This window comes from Rhizobium sp. GW821-FHT14E12 (assembly GCF_058803745.1).
Map to the genome: position 1 here is coordinate 1,006,180 of NZ_JBXAPH010000002.1, position 20,990 is coordinate 1,027,169.

Annotated in this window: 19 protein-coding genes; 14 read left to right on the plus strand and 5 right to left on the minus strand. The window is 62.3% G+C overall.

All coding sequences use genetic code 11. The features are described from left to right. The 14 genes from AC1RO0_RS12745 to AC1RO0_RS12810 all read left to right on the plus strand — a co-directional run bounded on the left by AC1RO0_RS12745 (position 1) and on the right by AC1RO0_RS12810 (position 15,171). Positions 1-1,077, plus strand: coding sequence for a Gfo/Idh/MocA family protein (locus AC1RO0_RS12745; protein ID WP_498593233.1), 1,077 nt, complete (start codon positions 1-3; stop codon positions 1,075-1,077). Beyond that, on the plus strand, positions 1,077-1,895 hold the full coding sequence (locus tag AC1RO0_RS12750; protein WP_498593234.1) for a sugar phosphate isomerase/epimerase family protein: 819 nt from the start codon (positions 1,077-1,079) through the stop codon (positions 1,893-1,895). The genes AC1RO0_RS12745 and AC1RO0_RS12750 overlap by 1 nt, the downstream gene beginning before the upstream one ends. Continuing rightward, the gene (locus AC1RO0_RS12755; protein WP_498593235.1) at positions 1,895-2,725 is read left to right on the plus strand and encodes an alpha/beta fold hydrolase; all 831 of its coding nucleotides are present in this window, start codon (positions 1,895-1,897) and stop codon (positions 2,723-2,725) included. The genes AC1RO0_RS12750 and AC1RO0_RS12755 overlap by 1 nt, the downstream gene beginning before the upstream one ends. After that, the gene (locus tag AC1RO0_RS12760) at positions 2,722-3,447 is read left to right on the plus strand and encodes a ribulose-phosphate 3-epimerase (protein ID WP_498593236.1); all 726 of its coding nucleotides are present in this window, start codon (positions 2,722-2,724) and stop codon (positions 3,445-3,447) included. Before AC1RO0_RS12755 ends, AC1RO0_RS12760 begins: the two co-directional genes overlap by 4 nt. Then, entirely contained in the window at positions 3,444-4,481 is a 1,038-nt protein-coding gene (locus AC1RO0_RS12765; protein WP_498593237.1) for an ROK family protein, read from the plus strand. The genes AC1RO0_RS12760 and AC1RO0_RS12765 overlap by 4 nt, the downstream gene beginning before the upstream one ends. Then, the gene (locus tag AC1RO0_RS12770; RefSeq protein ID WP_498593238.1) at positions 4,474-5,559 is read left to right on the plus strand and encodes an ABC transporter ATP-binding protein; all 1,086 of its coding nucleotides are present in this window, start codon (positions 4,474-4,476) and stop codon (positions 5,557-5,559) included. Before AC1RO0_RS12765 ends, AC1RO0_RS12770 begins: the two co-directional genes overlap by 8 nt. A gap of 120 nt (positions 5,560-5,679) precedes the next feature. Beyond that, positions 5,680-7,326, plus strand: a complete 1,647-nt coding sequence (locus AC1RO0_RS12775) for an ABC transporter ATP-binding protein (RefSeq protein WP_498593239.1) — start codon at positions 5,680-5,682, stop codon at positions 7,324-7,326. A gap of 269 nt (positions 7,327-7,595) precedes the next feature. Continuing rightward, on the plus strand, positions 7,596-8,081 hold the full coding sequence (locus AC1RO0_RS12780; protein ID WP_498593240.1) for a MarR family winged helix-turn-helix transcriptional regulator: 486 nt from the start codon (positions 7,596-7,598) through the stop codon (positions 8,079-8,081). A gap of 25 nt (positions 8,082-8,106) precedes the next feature. Beyond that, positions 8,107-8,805, plus strand: coding sequence for an SDR family NAD(P)-dependent oxidoreductase (locus AC1RO0_RS12785; protein ID WP_498593241.1), 699 nt, complete (start codon positions 8,107-8,109; stop codon positions 8,803-8,805). 2 nt (positions 8,806-8,807) lie between these two features. Then, positions 8,808-10,139 carry an NAD(P)/FAD-dependent oxidoreductase gene (locus tag AC1RO0_RS12790; RefSeq protein ID WP_498593242.1) on the plus strand — a complete coding sequence of 444 codons (1,332 nt, stop codon included), beginning with the start codon at positions 8,808-8,810 and terminating at the stop codon, positions 10,137-10,139. Positions 10,140-10,218: 79 nt separating this feature from the next. Beyond that, a complete protein-coding gene (locus AC1RO0_RS12795; RefSeq protein ID WP_498593243.1) occupies positions 10,219-11,892 on the plus strand; it encodes a peptide ABC transporter substrate-binding protein in 1,674 nt (557 codons plus the stop codon). A gap of 81 nt (positions 11,893-11,973) precedes the next feature. Continuing rightward, positions 11,974-12,924, plus strand: coding sequence for an ABC transporter permease (locus tag AC1RO0_RS12800; protein ID WP_498593244.1), 951 nt, complete (start codon positions 11,974-11,976; stop codon positions 12,922-12,924). A 10-nt stretch (positions 12,925-12,934) separates the two neighbouring features. Beyond that, the gene (locus tag AC1RO0_RS12805; protein ID WP_498593245.1) at positions 12,935-13,834 is read left to right on the plus strand and encodes an ABC transporter permease; all 900 of its coding nucleotides are present in this window, start codon (positions 12,935-12,937) and stop codon (positions 13,832-13,834) included. Between the two features lie 14 nt (positions 13,835-13,848). Beyond that, complete coding sequence (locus tag AC1RO0_RS12810; protein ID WP_498593246.1) at positions 13,849-15,171, plus strand: NAD(P)/FAD-dependent oxidoreductase; 1,323 nt, start codon at positions 13,849-13,851, stop codon at positions 15,169-15,171. A 15-nt stretch (positions 15,172-15,186) separates the two neighbouring features. Here the strand turns inward: AC1RO0_RS12810 and AC1RO0_RS12815 are convergent, their stop codons facing one another. The 5 genes from AC1RO0_RS12815 to AC1RO0_RS12835 form a co-directional block, all read right to left on the minus strand. After that, on the minus strand, positions 15,187-16,830 hold the full coding sequence (locus AC1RO0_RS12815) for an FGGY-family carbohydrate kinase (protein ID WP_498593247.1): 1,644 nt from the start codon (positions 16,828-16,830) through the stop codon (positions 15,187-15,189). Positions 16,831-16,832: 2 nt separating this feature from the next. Continuing rightward, the gene (locus AC1RO0_RS12820; protein WP_498593248.1) at positions 16,833-17,561 is read right to left on the minus strand and encodes an SDR family oxidoreductase; all 729 of its coding nucleotides are present in this window, start codon (positions 17,559-17,561) and stop codon (positions 16,833-16,835) included. Between the two features lie 36 nt (positions 17,562-17,597). Then, a complete protein-coding gene (locus AC1RO0_RS12825; RefSeq protein WP_498593249.1) occupies positions 17,598-18,848 on the minus strand; it encodes a sugar ABC transporter permease in 1,251 nt (416 codons plus the stop codon). Next, positions 18,845-19,666 carry an ATP-binding cassette domain-containing protein gene (locus tag AC1RO0_RS12830; protein ID WP_498593250.1) on the minus strand — a complete coding sequence of 274 codons (822 nt, stop codon included), beginning with the start codon at positions 19,664-19,666 and terminating at the stop codon, positions 18,845-18,847. Before AC1RO0_RS12830 ends, AC1RO0_RS12825 begins: the two co-directional genes overlap by 4 nt. Positions 19,667-19,756: 90 nt before the next feature. Continuing rightward, positions 19,757-20,842: an ABC transporter substrate-binding protein gene (locus tag AC1RO0_RS12835; protein ID WP_498593251.1), complete on the minus strand. Its 1,086-nt coding sequence runs from the start codon at positions 20,840-20,842 to the stop codon at positions 19,757-19,759. Between the last annotated feature and the right edge of the window lie 148 nt (positions 20,843-20,990).

Below are 20,990 nucleotides of genomic sequence, written 5' to 3' on the forward strand. Positions count from 1 at the left end.
ATGATCCAGAAGGAAAATCGCCGTCTTCGTGTTGGTGTGCTCGGCTGCGGGCCAATTGCCCAGTTCGCGCATCTGGAATCCTGCGTGAAGGCAAGGAATGCCGATCTCTACGCAATCTGCGACGCAGCACCGGATCTGCTGGCACGCATGGGTGCGACCTATGAGCCGCAGAAGATGTTCAGCGACTATGACGCCATGCTGGCCGACCCCGAACTGGAGACGGTGATCGTCGCCACTTCGGATGCATATCATGTGCCGATGTCCATCAAGGCGCTTGAGGCTGGCAAGCATGTGCTCTGCGAAAAGCCGATCGGCGTGTCCGTCGAGGAAGGGCAGCAGCTGGCCGATGCCGTCAAGCGCTCCGGCAAGATCCTGCAGGTCGGGCATATGAAGCGCTTCGACCCGGCGCTGGAAGCTGCGCGCGATTTCGTGCGCGACGATATCGGTGAGATTTTCGCGCTGAAAGCCTGGTATTGCGACTCCACCCACCGCTATACCAACACCGATGCGGTGCAGCCGCTTCCGGTTACCAGCAAGCTTGCGCGCAAGCCGGGCGGCAATCCGAAGGCCGATCTCAGGCAATATTTCATGCTGGCGCATGGCTCGCATCTGGTCGATACCGCCCGCTTCTTCTGCGGTGATATCGTTGCCGTGCGCGCGCGCCTGCTGGAACGTGCCGGGGCCTACTGCTGGTTCGTGGAAACCGAGTTCGCCAATGGTGCCCTCGGCCATCTCGATCTCACGGTCGCCGTCCGTATGGATTGGCACGAGGGCTTCCAGCTCTACGGCGAGAACGGCTCCGTACTCGCGAAGACCTTCAACCCATGGTACTTCCGCTCCAGCGAGGTCGAGATCTTCCACGAGAAGGATGCGACGAGCCGGAAGCCGCTTGGCGCGGACGGACATTTCTTCCGCCGCCAGCTCGAGGGTCTCGCCGACACAGCGCTGAACGGCGCACCGATGCGCGGCGCCAATGTCGAGGACGGCATCGCTTCGATCCGCGCGATGGTGGCGATCGCCCGGTCGGTGGAAACCGGCGAACGGGTCGAGCTTGCGTCCGTGACGGGAGCCGTCTGATGCAGCTCGGGATCTTCGCCAAGACCTTTCCGGGGACCGATCCCCTGAGCGTGCTGACGGCGGTGCGCGACAGCGGCTATGCGGCCACCCAGTTCAACCTCGCCTGCTGCGGGCTGCCGTCCATGCCCGACGCAGTGCCGGACTCCGTCATAACAGCAATCCAGGCAGCGACGGAAGCGACGGGTGTTTCACTGGTCGCCCTGTCCGGAACCTACAATATGGCCCACCCGGATATCTCGGTGCGGCAAACGGGTCTGCGCCAGCTTGCCGTGGTAGTCGAGACGGCCGCCGCCCTCTCCATTCCGCTCGTCACGCTCTGCACCGGCACCCGCAATGCGGCCGATCAGTGGGCGCATCATCCTGAGAATACCGACCCCTCGGCCTGGGCGGACATGGTGACGGAGATGTCGAAAGCCTTGGCGCTGGCCGAAAAGCGTGGTGTCGATCTCGGCATCGAACCGGAACAGGCCAATATCGTGACGTCGGCCGAGGACGCCAAGCGGCTGATCGCTGAGATGGGATCGAAAAGACTGCGGATCGTCCTCGACCCGGCCAATCTCTTCGAAAGCGCTACGCCAGCGGAATCCCGAGATATCGTCGAGCGCGCGGTTGAAACGGCGGCCGGGCATATCGCCATGGCGCATGCCAAGGATCGCTATGCCGATGGACGTTTCGCAACTGCCGGCCAGGGCGTCGTGGATTTTCCCAATTTCATCGCACGGCTAAAATCTACCGGCTTCGATGGTCCCCTCGTCACTCACGGACTGTCCGCAGCCGAAGCACCTCAGGTCGCCGCCTTTCTCAAGGACTTGGTCTGATGGGCGGAACGACAACTCTCATGCGTGGCGATGCCAGCCTGTCCGTCTTCGATGGCGGGCAAGGGCTGCCTGTCGTCTTTCAGCATGGCTTAGGCGGAGACGAGGCGCAGGTTGCGCAAACCTTTCCGCCAGGTGGAGACTTCCGGCGGATCACGGTGGATTGCCGCGGACATCGCGCGTCGTCGCTCGGCAGTGTGCGGCCCTTCTCACTCCAGATGTTTGCCGAGGATGTGCTGGCTGCGGCGAGCGAGCGCGGATTTGATCGCTTTGTCGTCGGCGGCATTTCCATGGGCGCAGCACTTGCCCTGCATCTCGCCCATCATCACCCGGAGCGCATAGCCGCACTCATTCTTGTCCGCCCCGCCTGGATCTTTGCCGCAGCGCCCGACAATCTCGAGCCGATCCGCGCCGTTGCTGCCCTGCTCCGCTCGCATCCGATCGACAAGGCGCAGGCGCTGTTTGCAGACTCCGAAATCGGCATGCGGATAAAGACCGACGCGCCGGACAATTTCGCGTCCCTGCTCGGCTATTTCGACCGGCCAGATGCTGTCGCTTTCGCGGACGTGCTGGCCGACATCGCCGCTGATGGACCTGATGTATCGCAAGCAGCTGCAGCCGCCCTTGCCATCCCGACCCTGATCATTGGCAACCAGCAAGACGCGATCCATCCACTCTCCCATGCACAAACTCTCACCGACACCATTCCGGGCGCAAGCTTTGTCGAAGTCACCCCCAAGGCCGCCGACAAGCTGCGCCATTTTGCCGAAGTCCAAGACGCCATCACCCGTTTCCTCGCATCCAAGACAATCCGGAGCCTCGCGCCATCATGACGTCCAAAACCCTTTCAGGCCCGGCGGCCATCGCCGCCCTGCCCCGCAACCGGCTGCTGGGCGAATTCTCGCTCTGGTCGGCTGATCTCGCCAATATGGAAACCGATCTCAAACGCATCGAGCCCTATGTCGACCTGCATCACATCGACGTTGCCGATGCGCGCTTTACGCCAGGCTTCCTGTTCTTTCCGGATTTCGTCGCGCGCATCGCCAAATCGACCGCCAAGCCGATCCATGTTCATCTGATGGTCGAGGCCGAAATCGTCGAAGAGCAAACGCGCCAGTTCATCGAAGCCGGCGCCGATCTCATCAGCGTTCATGCCGAAAACGGCGAAGCCGGTTTGCGTGCGGTCACGCTTGCAAAGGAGCTCGGCGCCGAAGCCGGCGTCGTGCTGCGGCTGGAAACGCCCGTCTCGGCGATCAAGCCGTTCATCGACCATGTCGCCTTCGTGACCCTGCTCGGTACCTCGATCGGCGTCAAAGGACAAAGTCTTTCCGAAAAGGCATGCGGCCGGCTGATCGAGGCGCGGGCATTGCTGAAGCAGGCGGGCAGGGAGGATCAGGTGATCCTGGCGGCCGATGGCGGCATTCGTGAGCAGACGGTGCCGGAGCTGCGTGCGGCCGGGGCGCAGACGGTCGTTCTTGGGTCGCTCGCCTTCGGCGATAAGGACCTGGGCAAGCGGATAGAATGGCTGCATGGACTGGAGAGCCGGATTTCGTGAAAAAGGTCGCTCTTGCCTTCGATCTCGGCGGAACCGAGCTTCGTGCCGCACTGGTGGACGAGGAGGGAAACCTTCTGTCGTTTTCCGCCGTGCCGACGCAAGCAGCCGGAGGCCCCGATGCGGTCATCCGGCAGATCGAGTTGCTGGCAGCAGCCGTGCTGGCGGAAACGCCTGATCTTCTGCCCGTCGGCATCGGGATCGGCGCGCCTGGCCCGCTCGATCCGGAAGCCGGTGTCGTCATTGCGGCGCCGACCCTGACCGGATGGAACGAGGTTCCCCTCGCAGATATTCTCTCCAGCCGTTTCCAATTGCCGGTGCGGCTGGAAAACGATGCGAATGCGGCAGCAGTTGGCGAATGGCGATATGGCGCCGGCCGCGGCGCAAGATCAATCGTGTTCGTCACCGTCTCGACCGGCATCGGCGGCGGCGTGATTGCCGACGGGCGGATCTTGCATGGCAGGCGTGGCTTGGCAGCGGAAATCGGCCACATGACGATCACGAGCGACGGGGAGCAATGTTTTTGCGGCGCAGTCGGCTGCTTTGAAGCCGTGGCCTCCGGCACGGCCCTCGGCAGGCGAGCAACGGCGCGCACCCGGCGATCCGATGGCTCGATGCTGCGCGCGCTGTCGGCCGATACAGATGTGACAGGTCGGCATGTGGTCGACGCAGCGCGAAACGGCGATGCGCTGGCACTGGAACTTTTGCATGCCGAGGCACGATGGCTGGGGATCGGCTTCACCAACCTGCTTCACCTCTACTCCCCGGACGTTCTGGTGATGGGCGGCGGCATATCCCATGGGTTCGACCTTCTCCACGACACCATCATGGCGACAATTCACGACCGGGCCATGCCGGCCTATCGCGATGTGCCGATCGTTGCCGCGCAGCTTGGGCGACATGCGGGCCTGATCGGTGCAGCCAGCCTCATCCTCGGAAGCGAGGCAACATCCAGCCCCGAACCATCGAACCTTCCGGGCTCGAACAATATTGGTGCGGATACGTCCGCCGGCACAAAGGAGGCCAGCAATGGCTAATCTCAAGCTCCGTGACGCCCGTAAGACCTACGGCGCCCTCGAAGTCATCAAGGGCATCGATCTGGATGTGGACGACCGCGAATTCGTCGTCTTCGTCGGCCCTTCCGGCTGCGGCAAGTCCACGCTTCTGCGTATGATCGCCGGTCTGGAGAAAATCAACAGCGGCGATCTGGTGATCGACGGCACGCGCTCCAACGACATTGATCCATCGCAGCGTGGCCTGGCGATGGTGTTTCAATCCTATGCGCTCTATCCGCATATGACGGTCGCCGAGAACATGGGCTTCGCGCTCAGAATTGCCGGCATTCCATTGGCCGAGCGCGAGCGGAAGGTCAAGGACGCGGCCCAGATTCTGGAGCTATCGCATCTACTTGACCGCCGGCCGAAGGATCTGTCGGGTGGCCAGCGCCAGCGTGTCGCCATCGGCCGGGCCATCGTGCGCAATCCGAAGATCTTCCTGTTCGACGAGCCGCTTTCCAATCTCGATGCGGCGTTACGGGTCAACATGCGTCTGGAACTCATGCGCCTGCACGAAAGACTGGCTGCGACGATGATTTACGTTACCCATGACCAGATCGAAGCCATGACCATGGCCGACAAGATCGTGGTTCTCAACAGCGGCCGCATCGAGCAGGTCGGCTCTCCGCTCGATCTTTACAATCGCCCCGCAAACATCTTCGTCGCCGGCTTCATCGGTTCGCCGAAGATGAACCTTCTGACGGCAACCGTCGAGAAGACCGGCCCGAGCGGTATCTCCGTCGCGCTGCCGGGTGGAAGCATCATCACCGTTCCGGTCACCGCCGGAGCATTGAAGACGGGCTCGACGCTGACACTGGGCATTCGGCCGGAACATATCCGCATCGGCCAAGGTGGCCAGTTCACCGGGGAGGCGATCCTTGCCGAACGGCTCGGCGGCCTAACGGTTCTTCACGTCGATATCGCGTCCGACCAGTCCCTCGTCGTGCAGACGGAAGGCACCGACACCACCCCGCTACACACACCGATCTCGCTCCAGATCGACCCGGCCGCCTGCCATCTCTTCGACCAAGAGGGAAGAACGCTTGCCAGGTTGAACTGATCGGTGAATTGTACGCGGGCGCGGACCGGCATGCTTCTTGCGTTTTAGTTCCCGCCCGCGATCGGTCGTCCGGCTCGGTCGGGCGCACAGGCAGACATTCCATGCAAAGGAAGGCTCCCCATGACGCAGATCGATGCCGCTCAGTCCTCGCCAACCCGGGAAGCCGTTCTCTCGGTCAAGAACCTGACGATCAGCCTGCCGAAGGCCATGGAGCGCCCGCATGCGGTGACTGATGTCTCCTTCGATCTGATGGATGGCGAAATCCTTTGTATCATCGGGGAATCCGGTTCGGGCAAATCGGTGACCGCCAGCGCGGTCATGGGGCTGCTGCCGTCGATTATCCAGGTGACGGCCGGCTCGATCTGGTTCAGGGGCATGGACCTGTTGAGCGCGGACGACGTAACGCTCCAAGGTTTGAGGGGGCGAGCCGTCTCGATCATCTTTCAGGACCCGCTATCGGCGCTCAACCCGCTGATGACGATCGGTGAGCAGATCATCGAGGTGCTGGATGCCCATAAAGTCGGCACACCGGAAAGCCGCCGGCAGAAGGTGAAGGAGCTGCTTACCGAAGTCGGCCTGCCCGATCCCGATCTCCTGCAGCACCAATATCCCTTCCGTCTGTCCGGCGGGCAGCGCCAGCGCGTGATGATCGCCATGGCCCTAGCGCTCGATCCGGACGTACTGATCGCCGACGAGCCGACCACCGCCCTCGACGTCACCACACAGGCCCAGATCCTGGAACTGATCCGCAAGATCCAGCGACGCAAAAAAATGAGCGTCATGTTCATCACCCATGATTTCGGGGTGGTGGCGGAGATCGCCGATCGGGTGATCGTCATGGAGAAGGGCCATCTCGTCGAGCAGGGAACGGCCACCCAGGTGCTGAATGCGCCCACCCATCCCTATACGCAACGCCTGATCGCCGCGGTGCCTCGGATGACGACAAGGGATCGCGATGCTATCGCCGATACGCCCGTCGTGCTGGAAGTAGACAAGCTCAACAAGACCTATCGCTCCGGCGGTGGCTTTCTGTCCAAGGCGCGGACGGTTCAGGCGGTGAGCGATGTCAGCTTCTCGATCCGCAAGGGACGCACGCTCGGCGTCGTCGGCGAATCCGGTTCCGGCAAATCGTCCCTTGGCCGGGTGCTGTTGAAGCTTCTGAAATCGGACAGCGGCAGGATCCTGTTCGATGGCCGCGACATCGCGGCATTGACGGACGAGCAGTTTCGCCCGCTGCGTCCCTATATCCAGATGATCTTCCAGGACCCGTTCGCCTCGCTCAATCCGCGCCACACGATCGGCCGGATCCTGACCGTCGGGCCGATCGCGCATGGCCTGCCGATGCATGAGGCAAAGGCCAAGGCGCTGCGGCTTCTCAAACGCGTCGGCCTTGATGAAGGCGCCTTCGACCGTTTCCCGCATGAATTCTCCGGAGGCCAGCGCCAGCGTGTCGGCATTGCCCGGGCCTTGATGTTCGATCCCGTGCTGCTGGTGGCGGACGAGGCGGTTTCGGCTCTCGACGTTTCCATCCAGGCGCAGATCCTCAAGCTTCTCGCGGAAATCCAGCAGGATACGAAAGTGGCGATGATCTTCATCACCCACGACCTGCGCGTCGCAAGCCAGATCTGCGATGAGGTCGCGGTCATGTACAAGGGCGAGATCGTCGAATGCGGGCCGCCCTCGCAAATCTTCCGGGCACCGGAGCATGCCTATACGCAACGCCTGCTCGCCGCCATTCCCGGCAGCGACTGGGAGGCGACGGGCTGACCCGTCAACTCCACCACCAGCCATGCGGATGATGCACATTTACTGTCGTGAATGCCTGCGTCGAGAGGTCTGCCTGTCTCAGAAATAGGCATCTTTTCTTTCTGCTCAAAAACTTATCGCACCACGAAAGAAAATAGTTGCATTTGTCCACTATCCGTCCTTTCATACGATCATAAGTTCCGCGACGATCCGCCGCCGACAATAATGAACCCGCTGCCCTACCGGGCCTGCGGGAACGCTATTTTGTTGCCTTTCGAAGGTTCCGAGCCATGCTGCCGCCGCCCAAAGGTCCGCCGACTTCCGTAAAGGACATCGATATCGATGTCCTCGAGGATACGCTGAGCTTCTACATCCGCAGCATCAACCTGGCCGTTTCGCGCGATCTGGATGAGAAGCTCGAAGGGCTGGATGTTGCGCGCGGAACCGGGAAGATCACCACCCTTTTTCTCGTCGACGGCAATCCCGGCATCCGGCCCTCCACCATCGCCAAGCTGATCCTGAAGGACCGCTCGGCAACGGGCCGGCTAATCGACCAGATGGAGGAGCACGGACTTCTTTTCCGCGAGACATCGGCGGACGACAGCCGCGCGCAGGAACTCTACATCACCGAAAAAGGGCACGAACTGGCCGAGCGCGTGCGCGGCATCGTCACCAGACAATCGCGCGAGTTTTTTTCCGACATCAGCGACGAGGAACACAAGCTCCTCATCGACATCCTGCGCCGCACCTACAGGCGTGTCGCCGCGCAATCGTGAACGGGCCGGCCATGGAGAGCAACGCATGAATGAAGAACGAGTTGCAATGATATCCGGAGCCAGCCGGGGGATTGGCGCGGCACTTGCCGAGGAGCTTGCCGCCAAAGGCTGGCGGCTGTCCCTTGGCATGCGCAAACCGGTCATGCCCGCCTGGGCCGACCCAGCCCGCGTCGCCGTCTTTGCCTATGACGCCGTCGATCCCGATGCGTCGTCATTGTGGACCGAAGAGACGCTCAACGCCTTCGGTCGCATCGATGCCGTCGTTGCCAATGCCGGCATCATCGTCGCGAAAAACGTGATCGAGGCCGACGAGGCCGACCTGGACGATCTGCTCGAAGTGAATGTGAAGGCGCCGCGACGGCTAGCAAAGTCCGCCTGGGAGGCACTAGCCTCAAGCGGTCGCGGCCGGATCATCATCGTCGCTTCGCTCTCGGGAAAGCGAGTGAAGTCCGCGAACTCCGGGCTCTATGCCGTTTCCAAATTTGCAGCCGTCGCGCTTGCCCATGCCATACGCCACACCGGCTTTGATCTCGGCATCCGAGCCACCGCTATCTGCCCCGGTTTCGTGGCGACAGACATGGCGCGCGGCCTCTCGAGCAAGGCAGACAGCGAGATGACTGATCCGCGCGATCTTGCCCGCGTCATTGCCATGCTGATCGAGCTGCCGAACGAGGCAAGCGTCGCGGAATTCGCCATCAACTGCCAGCTAGAGGAGTCTTTCTGACCATGCCCGGCCCCTATGTGGTCCCCGTTCACGGGGACGCTGAACTGCCCAAGGAAGTCGATGTCGTCGTCATCGGTGGCGGCATCATCGGCACGTCGACCGCCCTGGAACTGGCCGAGCAAGGCCTGCGCGTCGCATTGTGCGAGAAAGGCGGCATCGGCCAGGAGCAATCGAGCCGCAACTGGGGCTGGGTACGCATCTCCAGGCGCGATCCGCGCGAAGTGCCGCTGATGGCGGAAGCCCTGCGCATCTGGAGCACGCTCGACAAACGCACCGGCCGCGATACCGGCTACAAGCGCGCCGGCATCATCTTCACCTGCGCCAACGACAAGGAATATGCCGACCACGAGCGCTGGAACCGCAATCTCGAAGGCTATCAGTTCGAAAGCCGCATGGTCAGCGGTGCCGAATTCAGAAACCTCGTTCCCGGTTCGCAAATGGACATCAAGGGCGCGCTTTACACCGCCGCCGATGGCCGCGCCGAGCCGCAGCGGGCAGCACCGGCGATTGCCGAAGCCGCCCGCGACAAGGGCGCCTCCATCCTCACCGAATGCGCCGTGCGCGGCATCGAAACGGCGGCTGGCCGGATTTCCGGTGTGATCACCGAGCGCGGCCCGATCGCTTGCAAGGCAGTCGTGCTTGCGGGCGGCGCCTGGTCGAGCCTGTTTGCCGGCATGTTCGGGCTCGACCTGCCGCAATTGAAGGTGATGAACTCCGTGCTGCGCACCAAGCCGCTGGAAGGTGGTCCCGAGCAGGCGATCTGGGCCAACGGCTTTGCCCTGCGCAAGCGCCAGGATGGCGGCTATACCATCGCCTCCGGCCACGAAAACATCGTCGATATCGTGCCGAAGTCCTTTCGCTATGCCGGCAAGTTCTTTCCCGCGCTGCGAAAGGAATGGCGCTCGCTGAACTTCCGCCTCTCGGGCCGCTTCTTCGATGAGGTCCGCATTCCCGACCGCTGGGCGATGGATGAGGCCAGCCCCTTCGAATATTGCCGCGTTCTCGATCCGAAGCCGTCGACCAAGCTTTCCGATACGGCGCTTGCCAATCTCAAGAAAGCCTTTCCGGTGTTTGAAAAGGCCGAGATCGCCCAGCGCTGGGCTGGCTATATCGACGTCACGCCGGATGCCGTGCCGGTGATCGACGCGATCGATAATATTCCGGGCTTCCACATCGCCACCGGTTTTTCCGGCCATGGCTTCGGCATCGGCCCGGCCGCCGGACGATTGATGGCAGACATCGTCACCGGCAAGCCACCGATCGTCGACCGCAAGAATTTCCGTTTCTCCCGCTTCCACGACGGTTCGAAGATCGAACTGATCAGCGGTTTCTGACCTGCCCGCCAAAAGAAGGCAGTAAAAACAACAAGAGAGAAGAACAGCCAACATCCTACGAACAAAAAGGGGAACCAACATGTCCGATGCAAACGACACTATGCTCCTGAAACCCACCCGCCGCCAGGCACTGACCATGATGGCGCTCGGCGCTTCCGGGCTGATCATGCCCAATATTCTCGGTCGCAGCGAGGCTTTCGCCGCACCGCCCGCCAAGCCGACCGGCCAGCTCGTCATCGGCTTTTCGCAGGAGCCGACCGTCTTCAATCCGCACCTGATCCACATCGAAGTCGATGAGGGCATCCATTTCAGCGTCTTCGATCCGCTCTTCGTCGTCACCCCGGAGGGCAAGTTCTCGCCTTCGCTTGCAACCGAAGTCCCGACCGTCGAAAACGGCGGCATCTCCGCTGACGGCCTTAACTGGAAGGTCAAACTGCGCGATGGCGTGAAGTGGCATGACGGCACGCCGTTTACCGCCGAAGACGTCAAGTTCACCCTCGAACTCATGGTCGATCCGGATTTCCGCAGCTGGCGCAAGACAGGCCACGAACTGGTGCGTGACCTCACCGTGGTCTCACCGACGGAAATCACCTGGCGGATGGAAAAGCCGTTTGCGCCCTACCCGTCGATCCTCGCCATGACCTTCATCGTGCCAAAGCATATCCTCGGCGCGGAGAAGGACAAGAACACCGCCCCGTTCAACAATGCGCCGGTCGGCACCGGCCCGTTCAAATGGGTCGAGCGTATCCCCGGCGATCACATCACTCTTGCCGCTAACACCGACTATTTCGGCGATGGCCCCTATCTCGAAACCCTGGTCTACAAATATGTTCCCGACCTGACGGTGCTCTACACCCAGTTCAAGACCGGTGATATTGACGTCGTCGGCCTGCAATGGATTACGCCGGATCACTATGACGAAGCCAAGGCGCTGGATGGCAAGGCCGTTGCCGTCGTTCCCGCCGCTACCGTCGAATCCATAGGCTTCAACATGGAGCGACCGCAATTCAAGGATCCGGCGGTGCGCGAGGCGCTCTACCACGCGATCGACAAGCAAACGATCATCGACGCGCTCTATTACGGCCTGCCGACACCGACCGAGAGCTACATTCCGCAGCAGTCCTACTATTACAATCCGGACCTGCCGAAGCAGGAGTTCAGCACCGACAAGGCCAAGAAGATCCTCGACGACGCCGGCTGGAAGCCCGGTGCCGACGGCATTCGCGCGAAGGACGGCGTCAGGCTTGCCTTCACCAACTCCACCACCGCCGGCAACCATATCCGCGAGCAGGTGCAGCAGTTCATGCAGCAGACCTTCAAGGATATCGGCGTAGAGCTCACCATCTCCAACCTGCCGCCAGCAGTCATGTGGGGCGACTATTGGACAATGTCGAAGTTCGATTCCGTCGTCGTCGGCATCAACTTCCAGACCGGTTCCGATCCCGACACATCGGACTATTTCCGCTCCACGGCGATCACCGCCAAGGGCGGAGCCGGTCAGAACAGCTGGCAATATGCCAATCCCGAGGTCGATAAGCTCTTGGCGGAAGGTGGCCAGATCTTCGTGCCGGAGGAACGCAAGAAGGTCTACCAGAAGATCCAGGAGGTCATGCGCCACGACCTGCCTTTCCTGCCGCTGTTCCAGTATGCGACCGTGCGCGGCCACAAGGTAGGCGTCGAAAACGTCACCCCCAACATCAACGTGCGCATCGACACATGGAATGTTGGCACCTGGTATTGGGCCAAGGCCTGATCGTCCCGTTCCAGCCCTTCGATCCATGAGGGGTCGAAGGGCTGGCCGCTTCCTATCTCGCAACCATCGGAGACGAATGCCATGCTTCGTTATCTCCTCAGTCGCCTGTGGCAGAGCCTGATACTGCTGCTGCTGGTATCGATGATCGGCTTTGCCGTTCTCACCCTCGCACCCGGCGGTCCGCTGTCGCAATTCACGCTGACGCCGGGCATGACCAAGGAGGCGCTCGACCGGATCGCAGCGCAGATGGGCCTCGACCGGCCGCTGCCTATCCAGTATCTCGACTGGCTGCGGCACATGCTGATGGGCGATTGGGGTCACTCCTATCGCGACAACCAGCCGGTGCTGTCGATCATTCTCGGCCACCTCTTCGCGACGCTGCTGCTGATGGGCACCTCGATGGTGATCGCGATCGCGGCCGGCACCTGGATCGGCATCAGGGGCGCGACCAAGCGCTATTCGATCTTCGACTACAGCGCCACCATCGGCGCCATGGTGGCGCTGTCGATCCCGACCTTCTGGTTCGGCCTTATCGCCATCTATATTTTCTCACTGAAACTGAAGTGGCTACCAGCCGGCAACATGTACACGGTCGGCAACGGCTCGTTCAGCGACTATGCGATCCATCTGATCATGCCGAGCCTGGTGCTCGCTCTCGTCAACATCGCCGTGTGGAGCCGCTATATGCGAACCGCCACGCTCGATGTCATCAATCAGGATTTCGTCCGCACCGCCAAGGCCAAGGGTCTGTCGCCCCGGCGCGTCCTGATGCGACATGTCGTCGGAAACGCACTGCTGCCGATGATTACGCTTGCCGGCGTACAATTGCCGACGATCCTCGGCGGCGCGCTCGTCGCTGAAACCGTCTTCACCTGGCCGGGAATGGGACGGCTGTTTCTCGATAGCCTCGGCTACAGCGACTATCCCGTTGTCATGGGCCTCTTGATGTTCTCGGCGATCTTCGTGCTGATCGGCAATCTGCTCGCGGATCTGCTGGTCGCCTTCGTCGATCCGCGCGTCCGGCTCGGTTAGGAGAAACACGATGTCTTCCTCGTCCCCAGCAACTCTCACCCCGCCCGTCTTCGCGCATAGCCGCTGGTGGCAGAACCGCACGCTGCGCCGCTTTGCCCGCCATAAGCTCGCCCTCCTCGGCGTCGCCATGATCACGACCATCATCCTTGCCTGCCTGATCGGGCCGTCGCTGCTTCCCTATGACGAGCTCTTCATCGACCTGCGCGCCCGTTTCGCGCCGCCCTTTACGGCCGGCTACCATATCTTCGGGACAGATCCGCTCGGGCGCGATGTTGCCGTGCGCCTGTTCATGGCGGGCCGCATCTCACTGCTGGTCGGCTTCTTCGCCATGGTGCTCAGCACGCTGATCGGCACCACGATTGGTGTCGTCGCCGGCTATTACGGCGGGCGCGTCGGCATGCTTCTGATGCGCTTCGTCGATGCCTTCCTCTCATTTCCCGGCATCTTCCTGCTGCTGGCGCTCGCCGCCTTCATCAAGCCAAGCCCCTTCATGATCACCGTCATCATCGCGGTAACGAGCTGGATGGAAACCGCGCGCATCGTCGAGGCGGAGGTGCGCTCACTGCGGGAACGCGACTTCGTGCTGGCCGCGCGCATGCTCGGGCTCACCAACAGATGGATCATGTTCCGCGAGCTGCTGCCCAACGCCATTGGCCCGATCATCGTCGCCGCCACGCTGACGGTTGCGCGCGCTATCCTGCTCGAGGCCTATGTCAGCTTCCTCGGCTACGGCATCCAGCCGCCGCTGCCGAGCTGGGGCAACATGCTGAACGGCGCCCAGCAATATCTCGCAAGCGCGCCATGGCTTGCCATCGTCCCTGGCGTTGCTATCACGCTTGCCGTCACCAGCTTCAACTTCATCGGCGACGGCCTGCGCGACGCGCTGGACGCGCGCAGCGACCTCAACTGAGAAAGGCGACAGCGGTGACGGTCTTCTCTCCCTTCGCAACGTCGCTTTGGTACGCGACTGCGACCGCAGCTCCGGCAACGACACCACTCGAAGGCCCCGTGGAGGCGGATGTCTGCGTGGTGGGCGGCGGCTATACTGGCCTCACCACCGCGCTCGCCCTCGCCAAGGATGGCGTGCGTGTCGTGCTGCTGGAGGCGCAGGAGATCGGTTTCGGCGGGTCGGGCCGCAATGCCGGCCACTGCACGCCGACCTTCACGCATTACAGCCTGCCGGAACTTCGCCGCATGCTGGGCGAGCCCTGGGCCGAGCGGCTGATTGCCCGCCAGACGAGGGCCAACGATCAGGTCTCCGACATGATCCGGCACTACCAGATCGAATGCGAGTGGCAGCAGAACGGCTATGTCATGGGCGCCCACACGCCCAAGGCTATCAAAACGCTCGAAGCGAAAGCCCGTGACTACAATGCCGTCGGCGCCCGCACCCGGGTTATCGACAAGACAGAGGTGGAGGCGATCACCGGTAGCCCTCGTTTCTACGGCGGTTGGCTGCACGAAGAGGGCGGCCACCTCAATCCGCTCGGCTACGCACGCGGCCTGGCGCGCGCCGTCATTCAGGAAGGCGGCCACGTCTACACGCAATCGCCGGTCACCGGTTGCGAACGTGAAGGCACCGGCTGGGCGGTGAAAACCGAAAAAGGCTCGGTGCTTGCGGACAAGGTCATCTTCGCCACCGGCGCCTACACCGTCGGCGGCTGGCCAAAACTTGACCGCACCTTCAAGATCCAGAGGGTTTTCGTCGCGGCGACCCAGCCGCTTTCCGATGACGAGCGGCTGAGCGTCCTACCAAGGAACACCACGATCCATGACGGACGCGGCGATATCTACGTCTACAAGTACAATGCCGAAGGCCGGATCGTCGCCTCGATGTTCCCCATGGGTCGGCGCGGGCGCGATCTCGCCTATACCCATCAGGTGATGTCGGACCGGTTGCGATGGCTGCATCCGCAGATCAAGCGGGAGGTCCGCTGGGACTATCTCTGGTACGGCGAGCTGGACATGCAGCACCGGACCGTGCCGCGGCTTTACGATCTGGCATCGGGCGTTGTCGCGCTCACCGGTCTTTCCGGCCGCGGCGTGCCGACGGGCAGCATGTTGGGCGGCATTCTTTCCGAGTGGGCCAAGGGTGTCCCAGACAAGGATCTCGCGCTGAAGATCGAGCCGCTGTCGGCGGCACCCTTCTATATGGGTTTCGCGCCGCAGATGACGTTGCGCTATTACCGCGTTGCTGACTGGGTCAAAACGAAGCTCTCTGGTGCGCCCCTGCCGCCGCACGCCTGATCCGGCGCATCCGCATCATCCGGCGGATGCGGTGTTGGAAAAAAGAGCCCTCACCTCTCTCTCGGCGCTCTGCAATCGCTCGAAGGCCTTGTAGCGCTTCCCATGAAGAGAAGCCGTGGCACCACCGGCAGGCTCGAAGATTTGAGAAAATCTCGACATGGCCCGCATGGCATCATCTAGCGACTGGTATTGACCGGATGCAAGCGCGCCCAGCATGGCTGCGCCAAGGAGTACGGGCTCGTCCGTATCGGTCACCGCGACGGGGATATGGGTCGTATCGGCGAGAAGCTGGCGCACCAGATTGCTTTGCGCCGCCCCACCGCTGGCAACGATGGTGTCGATGTGGATGCCGTTAGAGGCAAGTGTTTCGATGAGCTGCTTGAGACCGTAGCCGATGCCGCAAAGGCCGGCGATATAGAGCGAAACGAGGTCCGAAATATCATTTTCCAGACCAAGCCCGGCGACAACAGCACGCGCATCGGGGTCGGCAAAGGGAGATCGGTTGCCCAGAAACTCCGGCACGACATGGATCGATTTCGCAAGCGTCACTGCCTCTTTCGTATCAGGGCAGAGTTCGCTTGCCTGACGATCGAGCCAGGCGACCAGCGGCAGGCCAGCAGCCTCCGCCTTGAACTGCGCCTCAGCGGAAGCCGGGTGCAGGATGACGAGATGGTCGATGGCGGCACCTGCCGCCGATTGGCCTCCCTCGGTCAGCCACAGCCCCGGCACCATGGCCGAGTAATAAGGCCCCCAGACGCCATCGACGAAGATCGGAGACTGGTTCGACGCCATCGAGCAGGCCGAGGTTCCGAAGATATAGCCAAGACGGCTTTCGAGATTGATTTTGCCGTCCGCGCCCTCGGCCCCGAGCGTGCCGATCCCGCCCGCATGGGCATCGATCAGCGAGGCGGCAACCGGCGTACCGGCGGCAAGGCCGAGATCGCGGGCGGCGCTTTCGATGAGGCCGCCACCAAGGGCTGAGCCCGGATCGACAATGTCTGTGCCGATCCTCGAAAAGCCTTCATCGGCAAGCTCGGGAAGGCCGATATCCCGGAAATAGGCCGCATCCCAACGCTTCTCATGCGCGAGATAGGTCCATTTGCAGGTGACGGTGCAGACCGAGCGGCTGAGGGAACCTGTGGAGCGCCATGTCAGATAATCGGCAAGATCGAAGAAATGATCGGCAGCCGCGAAGGATTGCGGCAGGTTCCGCTTCAGCCACAGGAGTTTTGGCGTCTCCATCTCCGGCGAGATACGCCCGCCGACATAGCGCAGCACCTCATGATCGCCGGCATTGATCTCCGCCGCCTCCCCGGCGGCACGATGATCCATCCAGACGATGATGTTGCGAGCGGGATCGCCAGAAGGGCCGACCGCAACCGGCGATCCGTCGGCCTTGACGGCGACCAGCGAGCATGTCGCATCGAAGCCGATGCCCGCCACCTCGGCGACCGCGATCCCGGCTTCAGCGACAGCATCGCGAACGCTGCCGCAGATGGCCTGCCATATCTGCTCGCTCGATTGCTCGACGATATGACCGGCCTCGTGCCAGATGGTGATCGGGCGTTTCGCGGAGCCCATCAGCTTGCCGCTATCATCGAAGACCCCTGCCCTTGCGCTGCCAGTGCCGACGTCGATGCCAATAAAATACGCAGCCATTGTCAAAGATCCGTGCTGAGCGGCAGGATGACGAGGTCGCGGATCGTGATGTTACGCGGCCTCGACAGCATGAAGATCACCGCTTCGGCGACCTCGGTCGCTTCCATCAATCCACCAGCCGCAACGGCTTCGTCAAGCTTTGCCTGCGGCCAATCGCTGATGAGCGCGGTAACGACCGGCCCCGGTGCCACGGCGCCGACCCGTATGCCATGCTTGGCGACCTGACGGCGCACCGTATGGGTGAACGCCTGCACGGCATGCTTCGAGGCGGTGTAGATCGGCTCCCACACCACCGGCACCAGCCCGGCGATGGAGCTGGTCATGATGATATCCCCGGTCTGCCGCTCCACCATATGTGGCAGGACGGCCTGCACCGAGCGGAAGGCGGCATTGATGTTGAGGTCGAGCATCCGGTCCCAGGCATCCGGATCGCCCTCCACCACTTCGCCACCGATATAGGAGCCGGCATTGGCGTGGAAGATATCGAGCTTACCGAACTTGTCGAGAATTTGCGGCAGCATCGTTGCGACGCTTGCCGGATCGGTGAGGTCGATGACGATGGGAAAGGCGCTTGGCCCCAATTCGGCGCAAAGTTCCTTCAGCCTGTCCTCGGCCCGGTCGACAAGAGCCACGCTAGCGCCCTCGTTCAGCAATGCTTTGGCGCATTCGAGCCCGATGCCGGAGGCGGCGCCGGTGATCGCTGCGACTTTACCGGAAAGATCCTGTCTCATGATGGTCCTACTTTATGCTCTTAGTTCTAGGGGATATCAGGCTCGCCCGTGCGAAGCGCGGGAGCGGCGAGCGACGGAATCGACGATGACGGCGATGGCAAGAACCGCGCCGGTGATCATGTAGCGAAGGGCCGATGACAGATCCAACATGGTCAGCCCGCTGGCGATCGACTGGATGACGATGATGCCCAGCAGCGAGGAATAGGCGCTGCCGCGTCCGCCGAAGAGGCTGGTTCCGCCGATCACGGCGGCCGCGATGGCATTCAGGTTGACGTCGCCGGTGCCGGCCTGCTGGCTTGCCGAGGCAAGACGCGCGGCGGCCATCACGCCCCCGAGTGCTGCAAACATCGCGCAGAGGACGAAGGCGCTCGCATAGATGCGCCGGACGTTGATACCTGCGCGCCGCGCCGCCTCACGATTGCCACCGACCGCGGCCATCGACCGGCCCCATTGGGTACGGGTCAGCGCATAGTTCATGATCATGGCAAGTGCGACGAAGAATGCGAACATCCAGGGGATGCCGCGTTCCTGGTTGAGGTAGAAGGCGACGAATTCGAGGGCTGCCGTCAGCGCGACCGATCGCGCCACCAGTCCGCCGATGGAGCGTGCCGACAGATTGGCCTTGCGACGGCGCTCCGCAACACGATAGCCCGTCCACAGCATCGCAATGCCCGGAAGCAGCGCAAGCAAGTAAGCCAACGGTTTCGGAATGACCAGCAACTGACCGAAGTTCACGACCGCCGAGCCATAGGGCAGGTTGATGGAGCCGGTATTACCGAGCAGATAGAGCTGCATGCCGAGCACAGCGAGCAACCCCGCAAGCGTCGAGACGAAGCTCGGCATGCCCAGCCGGTTGAAGAGCAAGGCGTAGAGCGATCCGATGACGCCGCCGACGATCAGGGCAGCGAGGATGGCAGCCGCAACCGGCCAGCCTTCGTTGACCCAGAGCATGCCGACCATGGCCGAGGCGAAGCCGCTGATCGAGCCGACGGAAAGATCGATCTCGCCGACCATCAGCACGCAGACGATACCAAGGGAAATCACACCGACGGTCGAGGCGTCGAAGAGCAGATTGGCGAGATTGCTGCTGGAGAGGAACGTCGGATTGAGTGTTCCGAAGACGGTCCAGATGATGACGAGGCCGACGACCACCGGCAGCGATCCGAGATCGCCGGAGCGCACCTTGTCGATCGACGAACGGATCGTTGCCGCCAGCCCGGCATCGTGATTGACGCGGATATCGCTACGGTCGAGCAGCGTCGTGGTCCCTTTTACATTGCCGGTCATATCTGACCCTCCTGGCTGATGTCCTGCTGTGCCTGGCGGCGGCTGGCGCGGCGCGAAACGGCATTCTCCGTGGCGCCGGTAATGGCGCTGACGAGCTCCTGGTTCGACGTATCCGGATAGAAGACGCCGTTGTTGCGTCCGAGCCGGAGCACGACAATGCGATCGGCGACCGCGCGGACATCCTCCATATTATGGCTGATCATCACGACGCCGAGGCCGCGATCGCGCACGCGCTCGATGAGGTTCAGCACCTCCGCCGTCTGGGCGACACCAAGAGCGGCCGTCGGCTCGTCGAGCAGGATGATCTTCGGCTCCAGAAGCAGCGAGCGCGCGATCGCCACCGTCTGCCGCTGTCCGCCCGAAAGCGAGGCGATCGGGATGCGGACGCTTGGAATGCGGGCCGAAAGCTCGTTCAACAGCGTCCAGGCACGGACTTCCATCGCCGTTTCGTCAAGCCGCAGCGGTGCAAGCTCGCGGCCGAGAAAGATATTGGCGACGACATCGAGGTTCTCGCAGAGTGCCAGATCCTGAAACACAGTGGCAATCCCGAGGGAAAGGGCTGCGCTCGGATCGTCAAGCGTGACCGTCTTGCCGCCGAAGGTGATGGTGCCCGCGCTTGGTTGGTGCACGCCGGCCAGAACCTTGACGAGCGTCGACTTGCCGGCACCGTTGTCGCCGACCAGGGCAACGACTTCACCCGCATGGACGTCGAGATCGATGTCGGTGAGCGCGGAGACCGCGCCGAAATGTTTGGAGATGCCCTTGAGGCTGAGAATGAGCTCACCTGTCGGGGTTATCTGATCGCTAGCGCCAGTCATGTGTCGCGAGCCTTTCCTTGATTGGGCCTGCTTCCGTGAGCGGTTCCCCGGCCGCCGCGCTGGGCGGCCGGAGTTTGGCTTGGGAGGAGGTTACTTGATGATCCCGAGCGTCTTGCAGCCCTCGGCGTAACGATCGCCGCACAGTTGCTCCGGCGTCTGGATTGGCTTGCCATTGACCTGCTTGTCGATGATCTCCGCCTTCAGATTTTCCGCCGTCACCAGCGCCGGGGTGAAGAGCTGCGTCGGCGTGTCGAAGAGCTTGGTGTCGGCCTTCGGCGTTTCGCCGGAGAGCAGCTGGATAGCGATGTTGGCCGCTGCCGCCGCCACGATTTCGCTGGGCTTGGAGATGGTGTTGTACTGATCGCCGGCGATGATCAATTGCAGGCCAGCAATCGTCGCGTCATTGCCGGTTACCGGCGGAACCGGGTCCACACCGGCGGCCTTGAAGGCTGCGACGGCAGCGCCACCGGTGCCATCATTGGCCGCGACGACGCCGAGGATCTTCTTGCCGAAGCGGGTGATCTGGCCGCTTGCCCATTGCTGTGCCTTCGGCGGCGCCCAATCCGGCGTGTCGAATTCGGCAAGCACCGGATAGCCGCCATCTGCGAGACCGGCATGGATACCCTTCTTGATGAGACCTGCAGCGGCATCTGTCGGAGAGCCGTTGATTTCGAGCAGGCCACCATCACCCGCCTTCACACCCTTCGCTTTCAGATGATCGACGAGCGACTTGGCGATCGCCTTGCCGATCTCCTCGTTGTTGAAGGACACATAGTAATCGGCGGGGACCGAGGGGATCGGCCGGTCGTAAGCGATGACCTTGACGCCCTGGTTCTGCGCGAGCTTGACGAGCGACGCTGCCGCCGTGGAATCGACCGGGTCGAGCACGATCGCCTTGGCACCTTGCGAAATCACCGAGTTGAATTGCTGCTGCTGGCGCGAGGCATCGCCATTGGCGTTCTGGTAGATCACCTTGCAGCCGGCGCAGAGCTTCTTCATCTCAGCCTGGAAGCCCGGATAATCATGCTCTTCGTAACGGGTCGAGCCCTGGTCGGGCATCAGGAAGGCAACGGTTGCGTCCGTCACTTTCGCGGATTGCGCGAAGGCGGATGCGCCGCTCAGAAGGCCAGCGGCAAGCACCGCGGCACCTGTTAGTTTCCATGCGAATTTGGTCATTAGATATCTCCATCCCTACTGGTAAAGTCTTCGATGAAACCTCAAGCTCGTCAATCGAGCCCGAGGCCTTGCGTGTGTCTTGACCTAAGGCGGGCTCTGCGGCCGGCGCCCAAGGGCTTATTTTCGGACAAGACTTCTCCTTCGGGCG